A 22,895-nucleotide genomic window follows, 5' to 3' on the forward strand; every position below is an offset into this window, starting at 1 on the left:
GGTCGCTTGGACAATTTTTAGTAGATGTGGTAAATTCTCGGTTTATTTTGTGTTATAAAGATATTTGTAATGGCTTATACTCTCACCTATAGTGATCTCCCCGAAAATATTCAAAACTGGCAAGGTTTACCATTATCTTTGAATGGTTGTGAAGTGGTTCCGCTTGACTATAATGCAGGTAAAACAGGTTGGATCATCTATGGTAAAAAATTAAATAAAACGATACTGTCAAAATTCCAAAATCAGTTGGCGATGCCAATGGTGATAGTTTCTTCTTGGAAAATTAAAACTTACCAAATTGTCCGGATTGCTGGCGTTATGCCTAAAAAGGCAAAATCTATTTCCCTAGCATTAGGCATTGATGTATCACCTATTGATAATTTACCAACCTTACACTCACCGGGTTTGCTTGTTATGGATATGGATTCCACGGCGATTAAAATTGAATGCATCGATGAACTTGCCAAATTATATGGTGTTGGACATCAGGTAGCGGCTGTCACCGAGCAAGCTATGCGGGGCGAGTTAGACTTTGCGACCAGCTTACGTAAGCGAGTTGCAACCTTGAAAGGAGCTCCTCAAGAACTCTTACAGCAAGTAAAAAATGGATTACCTTTGACATCGGGACTGACTTATCTAGTTAAAGAATTACAAAAAAGAAATTGGTATGTCGCTATCGCATCAGGGGGATTTACCTATTTTGCCGACCATTTAAAACAAAAATTAAAATTGGTCGATGCTTATGCAAATGAGTTAGAAATCAAAAATGATAAATTAACCGGTAAAGTAACGGGTCAAATAGTCGATGCCAAATTTAAAGCTCGAACATTACAGAATTTAGCTGCATCGTTAGATATACCCATTGAACAAACGGTTGCTATTGGCGATGGTGCGAATGATTTAATGATGATTCGAATTGCAGGTCTTGGTGTGGCTTATCATGGTAAACCTAAAGTGGTTGAAAAGGCACGAATTAGCATTAATTATGCAGATTTAACTGGATTATGGTGTATCTTATCGACCAGTTTATTAAGTGAAGGTTAGGAGATTAAGTTGGCAAAAACCGTTAAACGTGCTTTTGTTTGTAATGATTGTGGTGCAGATTATCCTCGTTGGCAAGGTCAATGTAGTGCATGTCATGCTTGGAATACCATTACCGAAGTTAGGCTGGCAAGTGCATCATCACGCAATGATCGGTTAACCGGTTATGCAGGTAGTGGCGTTGGACAGGCAAAAATTCAAAAACTGTCTGAAATCAGTTTAGAAGCGTTGCCTAGATTCTCTACCGGCTTTTCCGAATTTGACCGAGTGTTAGGGGGCGGTGTTGTCCCTGGTAGTGCAATTCTCATTGGGGGTAATCCGGGTGCCGGTAAAAGTACCCTGTTATTACAAACCATGAGTAAGCTTTCAACGCAAATGAACACCCTTTATGTGACGGGCGAAGAGTCCTTACAGCAAGTGGCTATGCGTGCTCATCGCTTAGGACTACCAACCGATAATATTAATATGCTGTCAGAAACCAGTATTGAGCAGATCTGTTTGCTGGCTGAACAATCACAACCTAAACTCATGGTTATTGATTCCATTCAAGTTATGCATCTTGCCGACATTCAATCATCGCCGGGGAGTGTCGCTCAAGTGCGGGAAACCGCTGCTTATTTAACTCGTTTTGCTAAAACCAAAGGCATAGCCATTATTATGGTTGGACATGTTACTAAAGATGGGTCACTTGCCGGTCCTAAAGTCCTTGAACACTGCATCGATTGTTCAATTTTATTAGATGGTGATGCGGATTCCAGATTTAGGACGTTGCGTAGCCATAAAAACCGGTTTGGTGCAGTAAATGAATTAGGCGTTTTTGCGATGACCGAGCAAGGATTGAAAGAAGTCAGTAATCCATCAGCGATTTTTTTAAGTCGTGGGGATGAAATGCTACCCGGTAGCTCGGTGATGGTGTTATGGGAAGGGACACGTCCATTATTGGTTGAGATTCAAGCGCTGGTAGACCATTCAATGTATGGGAATCCAAGACGCGTAACAGTTGGGCTTGATCAGAATCGATTAGCCCTTTTACTGGCGGTCTTGCATCGGCATGGTGGATTACAAATGGCTGACCAAGACATTTTCGTTAATGTCGTCGGTGGTGTAAAAGTTACTGAAACCAGTGCCGATTTAGCATTGATTGCCGCCTTAGTATCAAGTTTTCGAAATCGTCCACTGCCACAAGATGTGGTTATTTTTGGCGAGATTGGCTTAGGTGGCGAGATTCGCCCTGTGCCAAGTGGTCAAGAGCGGATTTCTGAAGCGGCAAAACATGGCTTTAAAAAAGCGATAGTACCTATTGCCAATATGCCGAAAAAGAGACCTGAAAATATGCAAGTTTTTGGTGTCAAAAAAGTTTCTGAAGCTTTAGATATTTTGAATGATTTATAGCTAATTGGTTGATGCGTCTGTTATTTTGCCGATAAAAAATACCGGCAAAATAACAGTTAAACAAGCTATTTTAGATGATGTGTTAATAACAGATCTCATAACAAGGTTGATAAGCCGTTCCACCCGGTAATTTCATCCGATCTTGTTTAACAAAGCTACGTAATAAATCATCCAACTGTTTCATTATTTCCTTATCGCCTTGTAACTTATAAGGGCCTCGTTCAGCAATTTGTTTCATACCAAACTCCTTCACATTACCGGCAACAATTCCCGAAAATGCACGACGTAAATCAGCGGCTAATAATTCCACAGGCTGATCTTTGTGTAAATTCAATGAAGCCATATTCTCATGAATGGGTTCAAAAGGTTGTTGTAACGAACCATCAATTTTAAGGAGCCAGTTAAAACCGTAAGCATCACCTGTTTTTAAGCGTGAGGATTTAACATGTTTAACCCCTTTTTTCATAATACGTGCAACTTCTTCTGGAGAATCAATAATAATTTGATAAAGCTTGGTGGCTTCTTCGCCTAAGGTTTGACGAATAAAGTCATCGATGGCAGCAAAATAGCTTTCGCATTCTTTAGGGCCAGTTAAGATAAGTGGCAATGTCTGATCTTTATTTGCTGGGTTTAACATAATGCCTAAAATATAGAGCAGTTCCTCAGCAGTACCCGGACCACCAGGGAAGATAATAATACCGTGTGCCATACGGACAAAAGCTTCAAGCCGTTTTTCAATATCTGGCATGATGATAAGCTCATTGACCAAGGCATTAGGTGGTTCAGCGGCAATAATTGAAGGTTCAGTCATCCCAATAAAACGGCTATCTTTATAGCGTTGCTGAGCATGACCAACAGCGGCGCCTTTCATGGGAGCTTCCATAATACCGGGGCCACAGCCAGTGCAGATATTAAGCTCACGTAGTCCTAACTGCATACCGACTTGACGGGCATAATAATATTCGTTTTCATTAATTGAGTGACCACCCCAGCAAACCACAAGATTAGGCTCTTCGCCGACATGTAGCGCATTGGCATTACGTAAAATCGAAAAAACCAAATTAGTAATATAATAGGAATGATCTTTATCAAGGTTGACATTCGACACTAATTGCTTAACAGCACTGATTTGACTATTTAAAAAAAGAATATCGCGCAACACCGCAAAAAGGTTAGCTTGAATTGAACGGATAATGCGTTTATCCACAAAAGCACTTTCCGGCGCATCGATGAGCTCTAGCTTAACGCCTCGTTCTTTACTAATCACATTAATTTCGAACGATTGAAACCTATCTAATAGCTCTTTCGTATTATCGGTTTTACTACCCGCATTCAGTGTTGCCAATGAGCAATTTCGAAATAATTGATATAATTCACTATTTGCTGATCTCTTTAGAATATCCACTTCAGCTTGAGCGAGTAAATCCATAGATCCTAATGGACTTATATGGGTGGTAATCATCACAACCTCCATTTGACGGTTTTATCGACAAAGGAGTTATTATATACTCAAACAGATTGAATAAGTAAAGTTTATAAAATGAACTTTTTTCAATTTTATCGTAATTATCCTATTGAATAATTGAAATACAGCAAAAGGATTGATTTATCATAATTAAATTTATTTGATATTAATATACCTCTGACTTTATTTGAATGTGAATAAATCAATTAATATTGTTGTGCTAAATGATTAATTTAAAGCGAATAATCGTTGAGAAAGCAGTAATTGTTATTCTAAATAGTTGAGAATGGTGAAAACAGTGATGAATCAACTTAACCTTAGAATTTTATTCAGAATGTTCGAATTGATTAATTGATTATAGTCAAAAAATATTGTCTATGTTAGACTAAACCAAACTCTGAAGCTTTTTTACCTAAGTGTTGCCTTGGCCTGTTTCATATGGTGAATTAGCCGCGGTATAGCGCAGAAATGGCTATGCTTCCCGATTTGGATAAGGTGTTTTTTTTATATGCAATTAGTGGATAATTATCAGCGTCGATTTCAATATCTGCGTTTGTCGATTACCGAACTATGTAATTTTAAATGTCAGTATTGTTTACCCAATGGTTATCATCCAAATAAGCTTCACCATTTTTTATCGCTTAATGAAATTGATAATATTGTGTCAACATTTGCTGAGCTTGGTGTTCATAAAATTCGACTTACGGGCGGGGAGCCGACATTGCGTCGAGATTTTACCGAAATTTTGTCGGTTATTTCGGCTTATCCCAGTATTCGTGAGCTTGCAATCACGACCAATGGCACACGGTTATTAAAAAATATCAACCATTGGCATCAAGCCGGTCTAAATTCAATCAATATTAGTATAGATAGTTTTTCCCCTCATATATTTAAACTAATCACAGGTCAAGATAAGCTGAAAGAGCTGATAGCTGGCATTGAAAAAACGTTAGAAATTGGCATACCGAAAGTGAAGATTAATACTGTTTTAATGAAAGATCTCAATAGCCATTTATCTGATTATTTATCTTGGATTAAATACAGACCAGTTGAGTTGCGTTTTATCGAGCTTATGGAAACCAATGAAAGCCGTAATTTATTTCATCGTTATCACTTAGCTGGTCAATCAATTGAACGTCAATTAATTGAGCAAGGTTGGCAGTTACAACCGAAGCAAGCTCTATCAGGGCCGGCAAAAGTTTATGCACATGATGATTATCAAGGTAAAATTGGTCTTATCATGCCATATTCAAAAGATTTTTGTAAAAGTTGCAATCGATTGCGAGTGTCATCAATTGGGCAGTTACACTATTGTCTGTTTGGTGATTCGGCGATTGATTTACGTGATTTACTGGTCAGTGCAGACCAAAAAGCACAACTTAAATCACGCATTCTTGCCTCATTGGTAGTCAAACCAGAAAAACATCGATTACACGATAATCAAGTGGGTATGGTGCCTAATTTATCTTACATTGGTGGTTAATACTGCATTTTGTTTCGGGATAGTTGAAAGCTGCCAATGTGCTATTGCCCAATCTAACAATTGTTGTTGGGTTGCATCTTGCCAATCTTGTGGTATCTGTTGCCCTAAAAATTGCAGTGCTTGAATGGTTAATGAGGTTGGATTATCCAATTCGATTGGTTTAGCATGATTTTGTTTCGACAGTTTATTACCATTATGATCTAAGACGAGTGGTAAATGGCAATAGGTAGGAACGGTAAAGCCTAACTGTTGATAAAGTGATATCTGTTTTGCGGTAACCGGTAGCAAATCAGCACCACGAACTATTTCGGTAATGCCTTGCTGATGATCATCCAGAACGACGACCAAATTATAAGCAAATAGTCCATCTTTTCGGTGAATAATAAAATCTTCTTGCGCACTTGCTGGTTCAACTGTTTGTAATCCAAGAATGTTATCTTCAAATTCAAAGATTGGATGGGTTTGCTTTAACCGAATGGCTAAATGCTGCTGGTGGTTCGGGGTTAAATTTCGCTGACGGCAAAAGCCATCATAAATATGATTGGTAAGATGATGGATTCGTTGTCTCGAGCAGTCGCAATAATAGGCTTGCTGTTTGGATAGTAATGATTGCAATACCGATTGATAACGTTCACTACATGTTGATTGGTATAGAACATCATCATCCCAAAACAGATTGAATATTTCTAATGTTTTTAAAATGAGTGAGGAAGCGCCTTTGACTTCGCGTGGTGGATCGATATCTTCAATACGGACTAACCATTTACCTTGATAAGCTTTAGCTTGTAAATAGCTACCGAGAGCCGTCACCAACGAACCAAAATGTAATGGTCCGGATGGTGAGGGAGCAAAACGACCAATATAGCACATGGGCTTATCTGGTAGTGTAATGTTTGAGGAAAGTAATTAAAATTACATTCCCATTTGTTTTTCGCGAAGTTCCGCTAACGTTTTACAATCGATACATAGATCCGCCGTAGGTCTAGCTTCAAGGCGACGAATACCAATCTCAACGCCACAAGATTCACAAAAACCAAAATCATCAGTTTCAATTTTCTTTAATGTCTTTTCAATTTTTTTGATCAGTTTACGTTCTCTATCGCGTGCTCTTAACTCTAGACTGAACTCCTCTTCTTGAGTTGCTCGGTCAGCTGGATCTGGAAAATTTGCAGCTTCATCTTGCATGTGCGAGACTGTTTTGCCCATTTCGCCTTGTAATTGCGCAAGCCATGCTTCTAAGATAAGTTTGAAATGTTTCAATTGCTTAGGGTTCATATACTCCTCGCCTTTCGCCTCTTTATAAGGCTCAAGCCCAGCAATTGAAAGCAGGCTAAGAGAAGATGTATTAACTTTTTGTTCCTTTTTCACAGCAATCCCCTTAAGTACAGATTATTTGCAAGCGCTAAACTATAGCAATAAATTAGCCATTGGCAAAATTTTTTTATGATTTTTTTTACATAATTAGAGCAAATTAACATAACTATATGTATTAATGTATATAATTATGCTATCCACTGTTTCATGTCATTTTTAGGACACTTAGCAACAAGATCTGACAATTTGTCATTATCGGGAAAGACGAGTTCTGGCTCAATATCAAAGAGTGGATAAAGGACAAACTCTCGGTTTTTCATGTGGTAATGCGGTATGGTTAATCGTTCACTATTGATAATCAAATCATCATATAAAAGAATATCCAAATCTAAAGTTCTTGCCCCCCAACGATTATCTTTGCGAACTCGCCCTTGTGATTTTTCAATCGATTGTAAGGCATCTAATAATTCAATTGGTGAAAGGCTCGTTGTTAACTTAATCACAGCGTTGAGATAATCATTTTGATCTTGTGGCCCTAAAGGTTTACTGCGGTAAAAAGGTGAGACTTTAACCAGTTGAGTATGAGGCAATTGAGTTAAAGCGGCTATTGCTCGATTTGCTTGAGCAAAAGGATCGTCAAGGTTACTTCCTAACGCAATATAACAAGTTGACATAATTAGATAAGTGAAATTTTAGGTTAATCATTTGTCATCTATATTAGCATACTAATGATGAGTCAAAAATAGTTATATGAAGGGAAAAAGACGACTGCTTGATGCAATAGTATTAAGTTTAGTTATTAAAATATAACTAGATAATCTTTAACTTAACGCTGATTTTACGCTATTTTGGTCAAGTCTATTTATGATAGTTTGATGAGTGAATATATGATGAACTTAAACCAACAATTATGCTTGTTAATTAAAAATACCCCTGTTCTTAATGATTCCTGCGTTATTAATAATGCGATTAATGGCATCGTCGATTATTTTGCATGTTGTTTACAAGCTCGTCAGGATATGAATGTTCAAAGATTACTCGCTTGGATAAAAGAAGAAGGGGGGCATGAGCGGTCTTGGCTGATTGGTCAAAAAAAGTTAGCTACACCACGTCAAGCGGCATTATTCAATGGTTTTCAAGCCCACTGTTTAGATTATGATGATGTTCATTCAGATATACGAGGCCATCCTTCAGCGGTGATTTTATCGGCACTGTTTGCCAGTATTCGATTAGATCATATGCCATTCCAGATTGATGGACGGCGATTTTTAACGGCTTATGTTATTGGTATTGAAGTCATGGCGTTGCTGGGTAAAAGCGTCAATCCACAACATTATGAAAAAGGATGGCATGCCACTATTACGCTTGGTGGCATAGCAGCCACAGCCGCAATTTGTTATTTGTATGATGAACCTTTTTTAACGCAAGCATTAGCACTTGCAGCAACCCAAGCTTCGGGTATGCGCTTGTTAATGGGCACACCCATAAAATTTTTACATGCAGGACTGGCTGCGCAACATGCCATCCAAACTGTTGATTGGTTAAGAGCAGGACTACAAGCAGATCAAAATTTTTTAGATGAAAATTTAGGATTTCTCGCCATGTATGGACAAGGGAATACGGCGTTGAATTTAACCAGTTGGGCAAAGCCTTGGAAGATAATTGACCCTGGATTGTGGTTTAAAACTTATAGTTTTTGTTCCGCTGGAGCCTATATCGCGGATGCAGGACAATTACTTTCTCAACATCCGCAATTTCGTGTTGAGAATGTGGCTAACATTACCCTTTACTTTGCGCCACCTAAGAGTGATGCTGCATTAATTTATCAACAGCCAACGCTTGCTGAGCAAGGGCGCTTTTCAGCTGAATATATTTTGGCCTTAATTTTATTAGGTTTACCCACTGATTTTAAAGCATTTTCGGCAACGCCAATCGCTGACAATATTCAACAACTGATGCAAAAAATGCAACGCAGTTATCACATCACCCTTGCACCACATCCTCAAGCTTATAACGGTCGTTATGTGGTGGTTGAGATATTACTTAATAACGGTCAAAAAATCAGCCAGCGCATCGACCTTCCCAAAGGATCACCAAAGAATCCATACAGTCAAAATGAAATGACAGCAAAACTCGTAAACGCTATTGATGATCAACCAACTGCAATAGCGCTAAGACAGGATATCCAAGCATTTGCAAAAGGGTTAGATGTCAGCGATTTTATAAAGCGTTATATTGTTCAGTTATAGTAGAAAAGTCTGGATTCACTTAAAAGAATGAAAGTTGAAGCTTGTTAATAAGGTGTTTTTTTAATTTTGCGTGAATTCTAAATAGGGGGGAACGATGCAAAATCCCCCAATTTCTTGTCTTGATATAAGCATTTAGTGAGCGAACGTTTTTTCTTTATTAAATTTCGAAATTAATATCATCGGTTAGTTGACGCAAAAAACGTTGAGTTAACTCGTTTTGTGGATGATCGATAAGAGTTTTAGCATAGCCTTCTTCTACAATGACGCCATTTGCCATAAAAATGATTCGGTCAGCGACATATTTAGCAAATTCCATTTCGTGAGTAACAATGATCATCGTGATATTTTCTTTGGCAAGTTGTAACATGACTTGCAGTACTTCGTGTACACGCTCAGGATCGAGTGCCGATGTCGGTTCATCAAATAGTAGAACTTTAGGTCTAACCGCCAATGCTCTGGCAATAGCCACCCGTTGTTGTTGCCCACCGGATAAAGTTATGGGGTATTGGTCAGCATAAGGTAACATGCCAACCCGTTTTAGTAGCGTTAATGCTTGTTGTTTGGCTTCGTTTTTATTGATCTTTTTACCCAGAATCAAGGGATAAGTAATGTTCTCTAACGCCGTTTTGTTTTTAAATAAATTATAGTGTTGAAATACCATCGCTGATTGTTTGCGTAATTGGACTTCTTCTTTATGACGATAATGTTCACTATCCAGAATGACATCACCTATTCGAATTGTACCCGTATTGGGTTTTTCTAATAAATTCAAACAACGTAATAACGTGGATTTACCTGAGCCTGAAGGTCCAATAATGGCGACAACTTCACCTTGTTTTACATGAAGGTTTATCTCTTTTAATACTTGATGATGACCAAACCGTTTAGACAGATGTGATACAGAAATCATGAGCTTGCTCCTTAACGGTGATACGGCTTGCTTAATTTACGTTCTAACTGCTTTTGTAGCCATGAATAAGCAACAACCGTTAGCCAATAAACAATGCCGACCGCTAAATAGGTTTCAAAATAGAGAAAGGAGCTCGCCGTTAGCATTTTGCCTGCTGCTAGCAGTTCTTGTACGCCAACAAAAAAAGCGACAGACGAGTCTTTGAGTAATGAAATAAACATGTTACCGGTATTAGGCAAAGCATTGACCAATGCTTGTGGCAAAATAATGTTTCGGTAAACCTGAATCGTGCTTAGTCCCGAGGTTAGACCTGCCTCTTTTTGTCCTGGGTCGACTGACGCCAGACCAGCACGGAAAATTTCGGCTAGATAAGCAGAATATTTTAAGCTAAAGCAGACAATAGCGGCGGTTGTTGCTCCCATATGCTTTAATACAGGAAAGATCTGAGGTAAACCGTAATAAATAATAAAGAGTAATACGACTGAGGGAATCCCACGAAATAGCGAAATAAACAGCGAAAAAATTGCGTCAACAATGATGATTTTATTGTTACGTAACAATGCGATAGTCAAACCTAACACCATAGCAAATAAAATTGACACCACTGCAATAAAAAGTGTGACCGGTAGATACGGTAATATCTGAGGAAACACACTTAAAAAATAGTTTACATTAAAGTTCATGAGGTAATATCTTCACCAAAATATTTAATCGAAAGGCTTTTTAACGTGCCGTTGTTACGTAACTTGTCCAAAGCTTGATTAAACTTTTGACGTAATGCTTGACCTTTTTCATCTTTACTAAATGGAAAAGCAACTTGCTCAATCGTTATTGGCTCGCCTACTAATTTAAATGGAAGATTTTTACGTTTGATTTCAGCCAGTAAGATGGGTTTTGAATTAACATAACCTTCAACCCGTTGATATTCGGTATCATACATGGCTCCGTCACGGGTTTCGTAAGTTTTAATCGTCACTTCATTATTTGGAAAGGCTTTTTTCAAATTATTGATATGATTTGAACCTAACACGCCAGCAATGGTTTTACCTTTAAAATCAGATAACGTATTAATATCGTTATTTTCTTGATGGGTAACAATCTGACTACCGTAAAAACTATAAGGCTGAGAAAAATCATACTTAGCTTGGCGAGCAGGTGTGATTGCAACGGCATTGGCAATGGTATCTAAACGTCCAGAATCAAACTGTCCCATTAAGCCGCCAAAATCAGCGACCACCCATTCGATTTGATAACCCAGTTCATTGGCAATGGCTTCTGTCAGTTCAACATCAAATCCGATTAATTTATCGTGTTGTTTATATCCATTTGGATAACTTTGACCGGTTGAACCGACTCTTATGATCGGCTGCTTTGTGGTCGAATCTTGGCTATTTGTATCGCATCCGAATAATAATGTTAAACTGGCGAGTAGTATCGCAGAGAAAATAGTTCTGATTGTTTTCATTGTTTGTGATTCCTTTTTTTCCATTCAGTGTAGTTTTTATGATTAAAAATTTTTTCAAAATAGAGTGTGGTGTGATCAGGGGTTAAATCGGCTTGGCCAATAGGTTTATAACCTTTGTTGATGTAAAGTGTGGCTAACCATGGATGATTTGCGGCTGTTCCTAATGTCGCCGCAGGAAGTCTTAATTGTTTAATTAAGATTTGTTGTTCAACAAAATCCCATAACGCATGACCGTAGCCTTGACCTTTATATTGTGGGGCAGTGGCAAACCAACCTAAATGCGGTAATCCATAAGGCCCGGGATTATTGCCCCATGGAAAACGAATCGTTAATGTTGAAATTAATTTACCCTGTTTTTCATAGAGATAAACAGCATTTGATTCAATATGATCGGCAATTTGTTTTTGATTAACTGTCGCAGCAGCAAAATGGATACCAAGTTGTAGGGTTGCTTGATAAGCATTATGCAATAGCGTTTGATAAGCTGGGATATCATTTTGCGTCATTAGGCGGAACGTCATACTAAGACTCCACTTTGATCAGCATACCGGATTACTTGTTCCACTTTTTCAGGTGCTAAACCAATATAATTAACAGGTTCTAACCAACTATCGAGTTCATCTTCAGTAAACTCTTTATTCAAGATAGGATCAGCTAATAACACTGCTTTAAAGGTTTTATTTTGCTCAAAAGCTTGCATGGCGCTTTGATAAACCAAACGATGAGCGGTCTGTTTGCCTAATCGCTTGCCTATTTCAAACATCACTTTTTCAGACAGTAGTAAACCATTTTGTAAGGTTAAGTTAGTTAACATGCGTTCAGCATTGACTTTTAACCCTTGCAGTACAGCTAATGCCGTTTGTAGTTGTGAAGAAAGGTAGAGATTAATTTCAGGAAGTGCTATCCATTCCGCTCGCCAACTCATGGCGTCTCGCTCATGTTCAACTTTCATGGATTCATGAATTAAAGCGACACTTTTTAATAATGGTGCGGTTAAGCTAGCTAAACCTTCTAACGCGGCTGGATTTCGTTTATGAGGCATAGTGGTTGAACCAATTTTTCCGTCAGAAAAGGGCTCTTCAACTTCGTTAATTTCAGTGCGCATTAAGTTATAAAACTCATTACCCATTTTACCCAGCGTCCCACTGATTAATGCAATGACGGATGCATATTCGGAAAACCGATCACGTGCAGCTTGCCAACCAATGTTGGGTGTATTGAGGTCTAATAAAGTTAATGTTCTGGCTTCAACTTGTACCCCTAATTCGCCCATGGCGGCATAAGTACAAATTGCACCACTGATATTACCCACTAAAACCCGCTGTTTAATTTCACTTAACCGCTGTAAATGGCGAACAAATTCATCTAACCAAACGGCAAGTTTGAACCCAAAAGTAGTAGGAAGTGCCTGCATACCATGAGTGCGTCCAACCATAGGTAAATATTGATACTGTTTGGCTAACTTTTTTAATTCACATGCCACCAGTTTGGTATCACGTTCAATAATGGCAAATGATTGCTTAAGTTGTAAAACGGTTGCCGTATCGACAATATCTTGCGTGGTTGCACCATAATGAATAAATTGACCGGCATCGCCAACTTGATCTTGTAGCGCATTGATCGTTGACATTAAAGAGTGCTTGGCTTCTGCAGCTTGTTTGGCAATTTGTTCAATGGACAGTTTCGAAGCTTCGGCTTTAGCAACGATTGCATCAGCGGCATCGCAAGGAATGACACCTAGTTCACCTTGTGCTTTTGCTAGTGCGACTTCTACAGCAACTTGCTTTTCTAAGCGATTTTGTTCTGACCATATCGCTCGCATTTCACTGGTACTAAAATTATTACCTAAAATCAAATAATCAATAACATGTGACGCCACCGAAATATCCTCAAAGATTAATTAATGTTTTATTATTCAATTATTAAAGATTATTCAAACAGCGTCTAATATCCTCTTGGACTATGGATATAACTAAAAAGAATTAAGGTTGTTGGGTTTTGATCACGGGCGATTGAGGAAGTTAATTGTTGAATGTTTATTTCGTTTTGATGAATAGACTTAAATAGGGGAATTTTTTCAAAATTTCTTATTTTTTATTCGTATTATGCACGATACTTGATCTCTTTGATGTTATCATCGTAAGGCACAACGTGAGCCTGCTTAATAAAAAGGAATAAATAGTGATGAATAACAAATTATTTAAATTAGTCTGCTTAGGCTCTTTTTTAACCTCTTTTGCTTATGGCGTGATGTTAACGCTGCCGTTATTTTTAACCGACACTTTAAAGCTTTCGTTGGTGATGTCGAGTGAAATTATTTCAATGGGGATCATTGGGGTGGTGGCGTCGATTTTGTCGATTCCTTATGTGTTGAAATCTGTTTCTACTAATGTTATTGCTGCAATGGGGGCGTTAATTTATGCCTTTGCTATCGCATTGATTTTGTATACAGGTGGTGTTTTTCTTTATATTGCAGGTTTGTTGCTTGGTGCAGGGTGGGGGATTATTTATACGTTGGGGCCGATTATGGTGTCGTCAACCAGTAATACTGCCGAATTAAGTCGTCATTTTATGTTTATTTCGGCATTTAATATGTTAGGTGCCGGATTATCGCCAGTGATAGTCAAAACACTGCTCGATTATAATATTGCTATTGAATATATGTTTATGTTTGCTGTGTTGTTGAGTTTGTTAGCCGGTGGGATATTTTTTAATGTAACCTTATCCAATGAGCAAAATAGCAGTAAATTATCGATTTTGCCAGTAATGAAAACCATTGTTACTTCAAATGCGGTCATTCCGTTGATAATGGTTTTTTTAGGCGCCTGTATTTACATTTCAATGATGAACTTTCAATTTGTGTTTGCGAAAGAGAAGAATTTAAACTTTTCGATATTTTATATTTCTTATACTTTTTCATTATTATTTGCCCGATTCTATCTGGCTAAATTTATTTTAAAACTGTCACAGCAGTTAGCCATGATCGGCTTGTTATTCATTATGTTGATCGCTTTGTGTCTGTTTTTGGTTACGACAAATAATATTTTTTATATTGTACCGTCATCATTATTAGGCATAAGTTATGGTTTGGTTTATCCGTTAATTCAAACTCAAATGGTTAAAGATATCGATGCTGAAAAGCGAAGTATTTATTTAACTATTTTTAGTTTAAGCTACTTTATTGGCGTGTTTGGCTATCCGTATCTGTTTAGTTTAGGATTAGATTCAAGCGGTGTTTTAGGCTCGTTTTTAGTGCTGATTTCACTGTGTGTGTTAGATATTGTATTTGCCTGTTTATTATTTAAAAAATTTACCAGATAAGTCGTGATATCCTTAATATGCAGAGGGATTGATTATCAATCCCTCATGCTGTCTTTATCAAACTAACACAACAGTTAATCAACAATAATGCCTAAAAATTGACATCACAAAATAGGTTTATAACACTTCAACTATCGATTCACACAGGCGTGACATATTATCAAGGGTCATGCCAGCGACATTGATCCTTCCCGAGTTCACAATGTAAATACCGTAGTCGTTACGCAGTTTCAGTACTTGTTGTTCTGTTAATCCACTGAAAGAAAACATGCCGTTTTGTTTAGCGATGAAGCTAAAATCTTGATTTGCACCTTTATCTTGTAATGTTTTGACAAATAATTGGCGCATACGATGAATACGTTGACGCATACTTGTCAATTCATCGATCCACTCTTCTTTTAATTCCTTGTTATTTAAAATATAAGATACAATTTTGGCGCCGTGAGCGGGTGGATTAGAATAATTGGCACGAATAATGGTTTTAACTTGGCTAAAAGCCCGATCCGCAATCTCCGTATCCGCAGCGATTAAGGTAAAAGCACCAACTCGTTCATTATATAGCCCAAAGTTTTTAGAGTATGAGCTAGCAATTAATAATTCTGGGTGATGATCGGTGAATAGTCGTAATCCATACACATCTTCTTCTATACCTTGGCCCAATCCTTGATAAGCTAAATCAAACAACGGTAACCAACCATTTTTTAAGGCTAAATCTGAAATGGCTTGCCATTGTTCAGGAGTTGGATCGATACCGGTTGGATTGTGACAGCAACCGTGAAAAAGTACCGCCTCACCTGTTGCAATTTTACTTAAATCTTGCATCAATCCATCAAAGTCTAAGCTATGGGTTTGTGCATCATAATAACGGTATTCTCGCACTTCAAGACCAGCAGTTTGGAAGACACTTCGATGATTTGGCCATGAAGGATTACTGACCCAAATACGTTTTACTTTGGTTCGGCGAGCTAAAAAATCGGCCATGATTCGTAAAGCGCCTGTGCCTCCAGGTGCTTGTGCCGTTCTGGCTCGTTCATTTTCGTTACCAAATAATAAGATTTGTGTGGCGATATTAAATTCTTTGATTCCGTCAATGGATAAGTAACTTTTTGTGGTTTCGTTATTTAATAAAAATTGTTCGGCTTTTTTGACGCTTTCTAAAATAGGTGTTTGGGTGGTTTCATCTTTATAGACACCGACACTTAAATTAATCTTACTGGTGCGTTCATCTTTATTATAAAGATCGGCTAATCCAAGTATCGGGTCGGCCGGTGCTGCTGTTAAACTTTCAAACATAATTCACCTATTTCGTCTAATCACTTTCATCGCATTATATACATAATATTTTATAATACACAATTTCGATACAGACAATTTGTGAATAAATGTTTAGACGATAATCTTGTTAATTTTTATGAATTATTTTTTTACATTAAATTGAAAGATTATTAAAAAAAGATGTTAAATTTTCAGCTAATATCGTCAGTTCTCCACTAATGAGATCTTCTTTAACCACTTCGCCAGTTAAATTATTTATGGCGATAATTTCGGTACTTTCATCGGTAGAGGCAATAAAAATAGTTGGTATTCGTTTTAATCTTTTTTGTTGCGACAAATGGGCAATTAAGTTCTGCTCTAAATTTGAGAAATCGTCATCATTCCATGCTTGTAGTAATACTAAATGAGTATCAGCAAAGTTTGCGCTTATATTTCCGGCATATTGTGTGCCATAAAAAACATGAGCACTTTGACACAGATTGATGTTAACGACTTGTTCTACAATAGTTAGATCTCTTGCCGGCTCTAATAAAAAAGGTTGCCAATATACTGCAAGTTGCGCTGTTTTTAGTATACAAGGTGAAGGAATGGCATGTAATTCTTCACTTTTAGGGGCATAATCAAATTGATTCATCCAACGAGAAGTAAAATCAAGTAAGGCTGTTTTTTCGGGTGATTTCATAAATAAGTTAAATCTCTTTTTTGAATTTATTTTATATTTCGTCCATTATTATACAAATTAACTTACTTTAGGTACTACTAAGTAAGTGCCCATTTTTTGTTTTCTAAAAATGAGAAAAAAATGTAAAGCAATTTTTGCTTTTTAGTGTTGTTAATATAAATTTTTAATATATCTAATATGATTTTATTGAAATGATAAATATTATTTGTAAATAACTCAAAATATTAATCTAACTATCGATGAAATATGAAGTTTAATTTTCTTGCTATCCTTTGCCGAAACGTGAATAATAAGGGGGGATATTTTTATCCTTGTAATGCAGCAATGGCGTTAGACATTACAGTTTGTCAAAACAATATAGCGTAAGTAGAATCAAGATAATTAGATAATATGTTTATTTTAAACAATCATATAAAGATTTAGTTTATTTGCTAGAACCAATAAAATGAAGGTTTGCAAATTAACCATTGAAATAATATCAATAAATTATATGTTTAGGAATAATTCGGCGTGTCATTTGTACTTTTGAATTTAGCGGTTATCCCCCTAAAATATTATTTTAATGTAGTCAATGTGAAATCGGTGTCACATAAAATAATAACAAAAATAACACAAATAAAATAATGAACACTGTATAGAAATATCGAATTAAGTACTTTTTTTATCATTGTTAAAATAAGCATTTATCAATAATACGATTCTACCTACAATTAATTAAGATTAATGAAGAGTGTAGAATAATGAAAAGAATGCTAATCAATGCAACCCAGCAAGAAGAGCTGCGAGTTGCGCTTGTTGATGGCCAACGCTTATATGATTTAGATATCGAAAGTCTTGGGCATGAGCAGAAAAAGGCCAATATCTATAAAGGTAAAATTACTAAAATCAATCCAAGTTTAGAGGCGGCTTTTGTTTCATATGGTGGAGAGCGAGATGGTTTTTTACCATTAAAAGAGATTGCCGATAGTTATTTTCCATCCAATATGACCGGTCGTCGCACCATTAAACATCTTGAAGAAGGTCAAGAAGTTCTCATTCAAATTGAAAAAGAGATTCGAGGCAAAAAAGGTGCTGCGTTAACGACTTATATTAGTCTTGCCGGTAGTTATTTAGTTTTAATGCCCAATGATCCACGTGCTGGTGGTGTGTCTCGCCGAATTGAAGGTGAAGATCGTGCAGATTTAAAACGTATTATTGACGCTATTGAAAAGCCTAAAGGCATGGGCGTAATTGCCAGAACGGCGGGTGTTGGTAAAAGCCAAGAAGAGTTACAACAAGATTTAGATGCGTTAGTCAATTATTGGGCAGCGATTCAAAATGAAGCTAAGAATCATCCAGCACCAAGTTTAATCCACAAGGAAAGTGATATTATTACCCGAGCATTTCGTGATTATTTACGTGATGATGTGGGTGATATATTAATCGATAATCCGAAAGTCCTTGAGATCGCTAAAAAACGATTAGTTGATTTGGGGCGTGTTGAATACGTTAATCGACTAAAACTTTATGAGGGGGATGTACCTCTATTCAACCATTTTCAAATTGAAGGTCAAATTGAATCTGCGTTTCAACGTGAAGTGCGTTTACCTTCCGGCGGTTCTATTGTAATTGATGCGACCGAAGCATTAACAGCAATCGATATTAACTCCGCTAAATCGATACGGGGCAGTGACATTGAAGAAACGGCCTTTAACACTAATCTTGAGGCAGCTGAAGAAATTGCTCGTCAACTACGTTTACGTGACTTAGGTGGTCTAATTGTTATCGATTTTATCGATATGACACCAATTCGTAACCAACGTGAAGTTGAAAATCGCTTAAAAGAGGCGATGAAAACAGACCGAGCACGTATTCAAACAACACGAATTTCTCGATTTGGTCTACTTGAAATGTCACGCCAACGATTAAGTCCGTCTTTGCGTGAAGCGACTCATCACATTTGTCCACGTTGTCAAGGAACGGGAACGATTCGTGATAATAATTCATTATCGCTTTCTATTCTTCGATTAATTCAAGAAGAAGCGATGAAAGATAACACTGTCCAAATTGATGTTATCGTGCCAGTGCCAATTGCCAGCTATTTATTAAATGAAAAACGTCGCGCGATTAATAATATCGAAAGAATGCACCCTGATGTAAAAATTGTCATTGTGGGTGATGAAGAGATGGAAACGCCACTTTATAAAGTGATTCGTAAACGTGTTGGCGAAGAGACTGATGTACTGAGTTATAACTTACCGAAATTAATCCGAGAACTGGAAGAAGAGGAAGAAGACGCAGCGGCTGAAATCATCGTTGAACAAGCGGTATTATCGGGGCCAAAAGTCGAAGCGAACACGACATCGAAAGAAAAGAGCGAGCCTAAAGTTGAAAAATCTGGGGGCTTGTTTAGTGGATTATTTAGTAAGTTACGCAAATTATTTGTTGCTGAAAAAAGTGAACCTGAACCAGAAGTTAAACCAAAACCGACTAAAAGACGTGAAAATAATCGATCGAATAGTCGCCGTCAGCGTAATAGTCGTAATGGCAATGGTGCAAATGCTAATAGCAGCGCAGCAACAGAAGACGTGAAAGAGACAACTCGTAGTAACAGTCGTCGTACTAAGCAAAATAATAGTCATTCGGCGAATGCGGTAAACGCGACTAAAGCTGAAAAAACAGCGAATAGTAATGAAGTGGTCACACCGAAACAAAAAGAAGTGAAACCAAGACGTCAACAACGTTCATTGACAAAAAGCGTACGTGTGAAAAATAGTGAAGCACCGATTCAAGTCAATGAAGAGCGTGTTGTTATTCCATCGTTATTATTACCGGTGATAGTGCCTGAACAAGCTGAGACAGCGCCTGTTTTAGAGTCACAACCAAAACGTCAACGACGCACTTCCAGACATCTACGTATGAATGGACAACGTAATAAACGACGGGTACGAAGTGGCGATCTTAAAAAATCACCTATGCCGTTACAATTTGCTGCTGCATCTCTTGAATTGGCATTAGGTCGGGTTGCGATTGATTATAGTCAAATCACACAAGATGAACCAAGTAATGTGGTTCCTGTTATTCCTTCACTTTTATTACCTGTTATCGTTAAAAATGAAGTGACAGAAGCCCGTTCTGAACCGACAATTGACACAGCTGATTTGAATGATGGATCCATCAATTCTGCATCAACTCAAGATTATGATGCTGCAAAAGACAGTGAACAAGAAAGTCATGATAGCGATGTGAATACTGATGTGTCTCAAGCTACGGGTCACGCTTCGTCAGTAATGACTAAAGCCCCTGCACCAGAGTATGTAGATTCTGAAATTGGTTTCAAACTACGGGAAGAATCAGACTATCACTTTGAAGGGAAAGGAGAAGCGGGCGGTTTAAGCTCTCAAAACCATGCCTTTGCTAAAGCAAGTAAACCTTCCTATCCTTCAGAATAATAGTTTCAAAACTGATATTTATAAACAGAGTGGTCATCAGACCACTTCTGTTCCTACTTAGACAAATAAAAGCGATAAGATAAACATGATTATTTATATTTTGAAAAAAATAGTCACTTTTGTATTAATTATCTGCATTTTGGCTCAGATCAGCTTTTGCCTTGTCTATTTTTCGCCCCATTCTATGTTTAATCATCTTCATATTGTTGATGCTTACAGTTCTTTCTTTAGGCAATTATTGCAAGGACAATTCACATTAACTTCAGGGGAAAAGGTCTCGTTTCTTTATACTTTATCCGCGACGATTGAACTGTGTATTCTAGCCTTAGCGGTAGCACTAATTGTTGGTTTACCGTTGGGTATCTTTTTAGGTTTGAGTAATATTAATTGGCTAAATAGCACGATTCGGTTAGGGTGCTTATTACTATATTCATGTCCTATTGTGATGCTAATTGTGATTGTTATGTTTTGGGTCTCTCCAAATTGGTCTGTATCAATACATTTTGATACCTCTTCCACCGCTATTGGTACATCGTTATTAGAGATTTTACTGTCTGACAAACAGAATAAAATAGATTTATTGATTGAGCAGTTTCAATATTTAAAACTTCCGATAATCATTCTTGCGATACAGCCTAGCATTATCACTATTCAGCTTATTAGCCAAAATGTCAAAAATACCTCACGGCAGAACTACATAAAAATGGCTGCAATTCGAGAAAGGTCACCTTTAAAAATTTTACGTCGACATCTATTGCCCAATACCATTCCGGCAACTATTCCTCAATTGACTTATAATACGACTACATTGTTGTTTTCAACAATGATTGTCGGAATATTATTTAACCGTGTTGGATTAGGGCAATGGGTTATGGGTGCTTATCATCATCATAATTATTTTATTATCTCAATTGCTATTTTTGCTTGTGGAACGGTGATAAGCTTTTTAACACTATTGGGCGAAATTACCGCTGTGGCTATTTATCCATTACGTCATAAGGAACATCATGTCTAAGGTAACAAGGTTATTAAATAGCGTGGCATTGTGTTTTAATAAGCTACATAGTAATCTTTATTCAATTGTTGGCTTTTATGGCATTGTGGCAATTGTCTTTGTTGCTGTTTCAACAAAGTGGTTTTTTCATGCTCATTTAGATCCTATTTATGCAAGTTCCTTACCGCCAGCATGGTTTATAAATGGCGATATTAATCACATTTTAGGCACCAATGCTAAAGGACAAGATATTTTTGATTACTTATTAATTGGTTATCGCTCAACCTTATCGATGACGCTAAAAGCGGTATTTTATGTTGTTGTGATTGCAGGATTAATTAATTATTTAATGTTCTTTATTCCATTTCTACGATCTTTTATTTTATTGATTTTCCGATTTTTTATGGTCGTACCACCTTTATTGGGGGTTATCGTTGTCAGTATGTTATTTGAAGATGACATAACCAATATGTTGTTAATCATTGGGTTATCTTATTCACCACGATTTATATACAATATCCATCAACGAGTGATTAAGGAGTGGAATAAAACTTATATCACGGCTTATCGGCTTGATGGTTTATCCAAAATAACGATTTTAAATCACTATATTTTGCCTAATATTCTGCCGGTCTATTTAACTGAAATTGTATCGTTATTTAGTTCAATTATCTTAGCCATTACCAGCATCACCTTTTTAGGATTTGCTAACGATACCTCCAGACCCGATTTAGGGATGATGATGTTTAAAATGAAAGACATTATTGGTACCAATTATTTAGCCTTTTTATCCCCCGGAATTGCGGTTTCAGCTACCATTATCTTTGTTTATTTATTAAACTTTGGATTAAATGGTCGACGAGCAGGGCATTAATCATGGCATTGTTAGATATTCGTAATTTAACGATTGAGTTTATTACTCCTGACGGTCTGTTACGTGCTATCGACAGGGTTAACCTTAGATTATCAGAAGGTGAAATTCGAGGATTAGTAGGCGAATCTGGTTCTGGTAAAAGCTTAATTGCCAAAGCGATTTTAGGGATCACCAATCACAATTGGAAAATTTCGGCAGATCGCTTTCATTTTAATAATATTGATTTATTAAAACTTACGCCTAAACAACGCCGTAAAGTTATTAGTGCGAATATTTCCATGATATTCCAAGAACCACAATCATGTTTAGATCCATCAATGAAAATTGGGCAACAACTGATTGAGGCAATACCTAGACGCACCTTTAAAGGTCATTGGTGGCAACGGCTATTTTGGCGTAAAAATCGTGCGATTGAACTATTGCATCGGGTTGGAATCAAAGAGCATAAAGAAATATTAAAGTCTTATCCATTTGAACTGACAGAAGGTGAATGTCAAAAAGTCATGATAGCCATTGCATTGGCCAATCAACCTAAATTACTCATTGCCGATGAGCCGACTAATGCTATGGAAGCCACGACAGAAGCCCAAATTTTTAGGCTACTGGCTAGCATGAATCAAAATATGGGCACCACGATTTTACTTATTAGCCATGATTTACAAATGATTACAAGGTGGACAGATCGAATTAATGTATTGTATTGTGGACAGACGGTTGAAGTGGCGGATAGCGAAGATTTAATTAAATCGCCTTATCACCCTTATACACAGGCGCTCATTTACGCCATTCCAGATTTTGGTAAGGCAATGCCACATAAAAGCCCATTAAATACCTTACCGGGTGTTATTCCGTCACTTGAACATTTACCTATTGGCTGTCGATTGGGCCCACGTTGTCCTTATGCACAAAAAAAATGTATTCAAGCACCCGAATTAATCCAAATTAAAGATCACTTTGTTGCTTGTCATTTTCCTTTAAATACTGATGAGTAAAAGTATC

The 22,895-nt window shown here is 37.2% G+C and carries 20 protein-coding genes and 1 riboswitch; of the genes, 9 read left to right on the forward strand and 11 right to left on the reverse strand.

The features are described 5' to 3' along the window. Window positions 1-69 precede the first annotated feature (69 nt). Window positions 70-1,044, forward strand: a complete 975-nt coding sequence (gene serB / locus J3U14_RS09335) for a phosphoserine phosphatase (RefSeq protein WP_267349584.1) — start codon at window positions 70-72, stop codon at window positions 1,042-1,044. A 9-nt stretch (window positions 1,045-1,053) separates the two neighbouring features. Next, window positions 1,054-2,433, forward strand: a complete 1,380-nt coding sequence (gene radA, locus J3U14_RS09340; RefSeq protein WP_267349586.1) for a DNA repair protein RadA — start codon at window positions 1,054-1,056, stop codon at window positions 2,431-2,433. Between the two features lie 82 nt (window positions 2,434-2,515). Here the strand turns inward: radA and ppnN are convergent, their stop codons facing one another. Then, window positions 2,516-3,892, reverse strand: coding sequence for a nucleotide 5'-monophosphate nucleosidase PpnN (gene ppnN / locus J3U14_RS09345; protein ID WP_267349617.1), 1,377 nt, complete (start codon window positions 3,890-3,892; stop codon window positions 2,516-2,518). A gap of 389 nt (window positions 3,893-4,281) precedes the next feature. Then, a riboswitch (molybdenum cofactor riboswitch) is annotated at window positions 4,282-4,412 on the forward strand. On the opposite strand from ppnN, the gene moaA reads away from it, so the two are divergent. Further along, entirely contained in the window at window positions 4,407-5,381 is a 975-nt protein-coding gene (gene moaA / locus J3U14_RS09350) for a GTP 3',8-cyclase MoaA (protein ID WP_267349588.1), read from the forward strand. Its footprint overlaps the riboswitch before it by 6 nt. On the opposite strand, the gene gluQRS is transcribed toward moaA, so the two are convergent. From gluQRS to folK, 3 genes are all read right to left on the reverse strand, one after another. Further along, window positions 5,361-6,251 (reverse strand): tRNA glutamyl-Q(34) synthetase GluQRS, encoded by an 891-nt coding sequence (gluQRS, locus tag J3U14_RS09355; RefSeq protein ID WP_220216023.1) that lies wholly within the window; start codon window positions 6,249-6,251, stop codon window positions 5,361-5,363. The genes moaA and gluQRS overlap by 21 nt on opposite strands. Before the next feature lie 42 nt (window positions 6,252-6,293). Then, window positions 6,294-6,749 carry an RNA polymerase-binding protein DksA gene (dksA, locus tag J3U14_RS09360; protein WP_065559802.1) on the reverse strand — a complete coding sequence of 152 codons (456 nt, stop codon included), beginning with the start codon at window positions 6,747-6,749 and terminating at the stop codon, window positions 6,294-6,296. Between the two features lie 134 nt (window positions 6,750-6,883). Further along, entirely contained in the window at window positions 6,884-7,369 is a 486-nt protein-coding gene (folK, locus tag J3U14_RS09365; RefSeq protein WP_267349591.1) for a 2-amino-4-hydroxy-6-hydroxymethyldihydropteridine diphosphokinase, read from the reverse strand. Between the two features lie 213 nt (window positions 7,370-7,582). Here folK and J3U14_RS09370 point away from each other — a divergent pair, with 213 nt between their 5' ends. After that, window positions 7,583-8,944 carry an MmgE/PrpD family protein gene (locus J3U14_RS09370; RefSeq protein WP_267349593.1) on the forward strand — a complete coding sequence of 454 codons (1,362 nt, stop codon included), beginning with the start codon at window positions 7,583-7,585 and terminating at the stop codon, window positions 8,942-8,944. Window positions 8,945-9,101: 157 nt separating this feature from the next. On the opposite strand, the gene J3U14_RS09375 is transcribed toward J3U14_RS09370, so the two are convergent. From J3U14_RS09375 to purB, 5 genes are read right to left on the reverse strand one after another with little or no spacing between them, the layout of a single operon-like run. Further along, complete coding sequence (locus J3U14_RS09375; protein WP_267349595.1) at window positions 9,102-9,854, reverse strand: amino acid ABC transporter ATP-binding protein; 753 nt, start codon at window positions 9,852-9,854, stop codon at window positions 9,102-9,104. An 11-nt stretch (window positions 9,855-9,865) separates the two neighbouring features. After that, a complete protein-coding gene (locus J3U14_RS09380) occupies window positions 9,866-10,537 on the reverse strand; it encodes an amino acid ABC transporter permease (RefSeq protein WP_267349596.1) in 672 nt (223 codons plus the stop codon). Next, a complete protein-coding gene (locus J3U14_RS09385) occupies window positions 10,534-11,319 on the reverse strand; it encodes an amino acid ABC transporter substrate-binding protein (RefSeq protein WP_267349598.1) in 786 nt (261 codons plus the stop codon). The genes J3U14_RS09380 and J3U14_RS09385 overlap by 4 nt, the downstream gene beginning before the upstream one ends. Then, the gene (locus tag J3U14_RS09390; protein WP_267349600.1) at window positions 11,316-11,840 is read right to left on the reverse strand and encodes a GNAT family N-acetyltransferase; all 525 of its coding nucleotides are present in this window, start codon (window positions 11,838-11,840) and stop codon (window positions 11,316-11,318) included. Before J3U14_RS09390 ends, J3U14_RS09385 begins: the two co-directional genes overlap by 4 nt. Further along, on the reverse strand, window positions 11,837-13,198 hold the full coding sequence (gene purB / locus J3U14_RS09395; RefSeq protein ID WP_267349602.1) for an adenylosuccinate lyase: 1,362 nt from the start codon (window positions 13,196-13,198) through the stop codon (window positions 11,837-11,839). The genes J3U14_RS09390 and purB overlap by 4 nt, the downstream gene beginning before the upstream one ends. A gap of 305 nt (window positions 13,199-13,503) precedes the next feature. On the opposite strand from purB, the gene J3U14_RS09400 reads away from it, so the two are divergent. Further along, complete coding sequence (locus tag J3U14_RS09400) at window positions 13,504-14,640, forward strand: MFS transporter (RefSeq protein ID WP_267349604.1); 1,137 nt, start codon at window positions 13,504-13,506, stop codon at window positions 14,638-14,640. A gap of 117 nt (window positions 14,641-14,757) precedes the next feature. Here J3U14_RS09400 and J3U14_RS09405 read toward each other — a convergent pair whose 3' ends face one another. Both J3U14_RS09405 and syd read right to left on the reverse strand, forming a co-directional pair. Continuing rightward, a complete protein-coding gene (locus J3U14_RS09405) occupies window positions 14,758-15,933 on the reverse strand; it encodes an aromatic amino acid transaminase (RefSeq protein ID WP_267349606.1) in 1,176 nt (391 codons plus the stop codon). 136 nt (window positions 15,934-16,069) lie between these two features. Beyond that, window positions 16,070-16,597 carry a SecY-interacting protein gene (gene syd / locus J3U14_RS09410; protein WP_267349608.1) on the reverse strand — a complete coding sequence of 176 codons (528 nt, stop codon included), beginning with the start codon at window positions 16,595-16,597 and terminating at the stop codon, window positions 16,070-16,072. Between the two features lie 740 nt (window positions 16,598-17,337). Here syd and rne point away from each other — a divergent pair. From rne to sapD, 4 genes are all read left to right on the forward strand, one after another. Then, window positions 17,338-20,028 (forward strand): ribonuclease E, encoded by a 2,691-nt coding sequence (rne, locus tag J3U14_RS09415; protein ID WP_267349610.1) that lies wholly within the window; start codon window positions 17,338-17,340, stop codon window positions 20,026-20,028. 85 nt (window positions 20,029-20,113) lie between these two features. Further along, window positions 20,114-21,043 (forward strand): ABC transporter permease subunit, encoded by a 930-nt coding sequence (locus tag J3U14_RS09420; RefSeq protein WP_267349612.1) that lies wholly within the window; start codon window positions 20,114-20,116, stop codon window positions 21,041-21,043. Beyond that, a complete protein-coding gene (locus J3U14_RS09425; protein WP_267349613.1) occupies window positions 21,036-21,896 on the forward strand; it encodes an ABC transporter permease subunit in 861 nt (286 codons plus the stop codon). Before J3U14_RS09420 ends, J3U14_RS09425 begins: the two co-directional genes overlap by 8 nt. A gap of 2 nt (window positions 21,897-21,898) precedes the next feature. Beyond that, complete coding sequence (gene sapD, locus J3U14_RS09430) at window positions 21,899-22,888, forward strand: putrescine export ABC transporter ATP-binding protein SapD (protein ID WP_065559789.1); 990 nt, start codon at window positions 21,899-21,901, stop codon at window positions 22,886-22,888. Window positions 22,889-22,895: the final 7 nt, after the last annotated feature.

It is taken from the genome of Gilliamella sp. B3801 (assembly GCF_026536645.1).
Lineage (GTDB): Bacteria > Pseudomonadota > Gammaproteobacteria > Enterobacterales > Orbaceae > Gilliamella > Gilliamella apicola_I.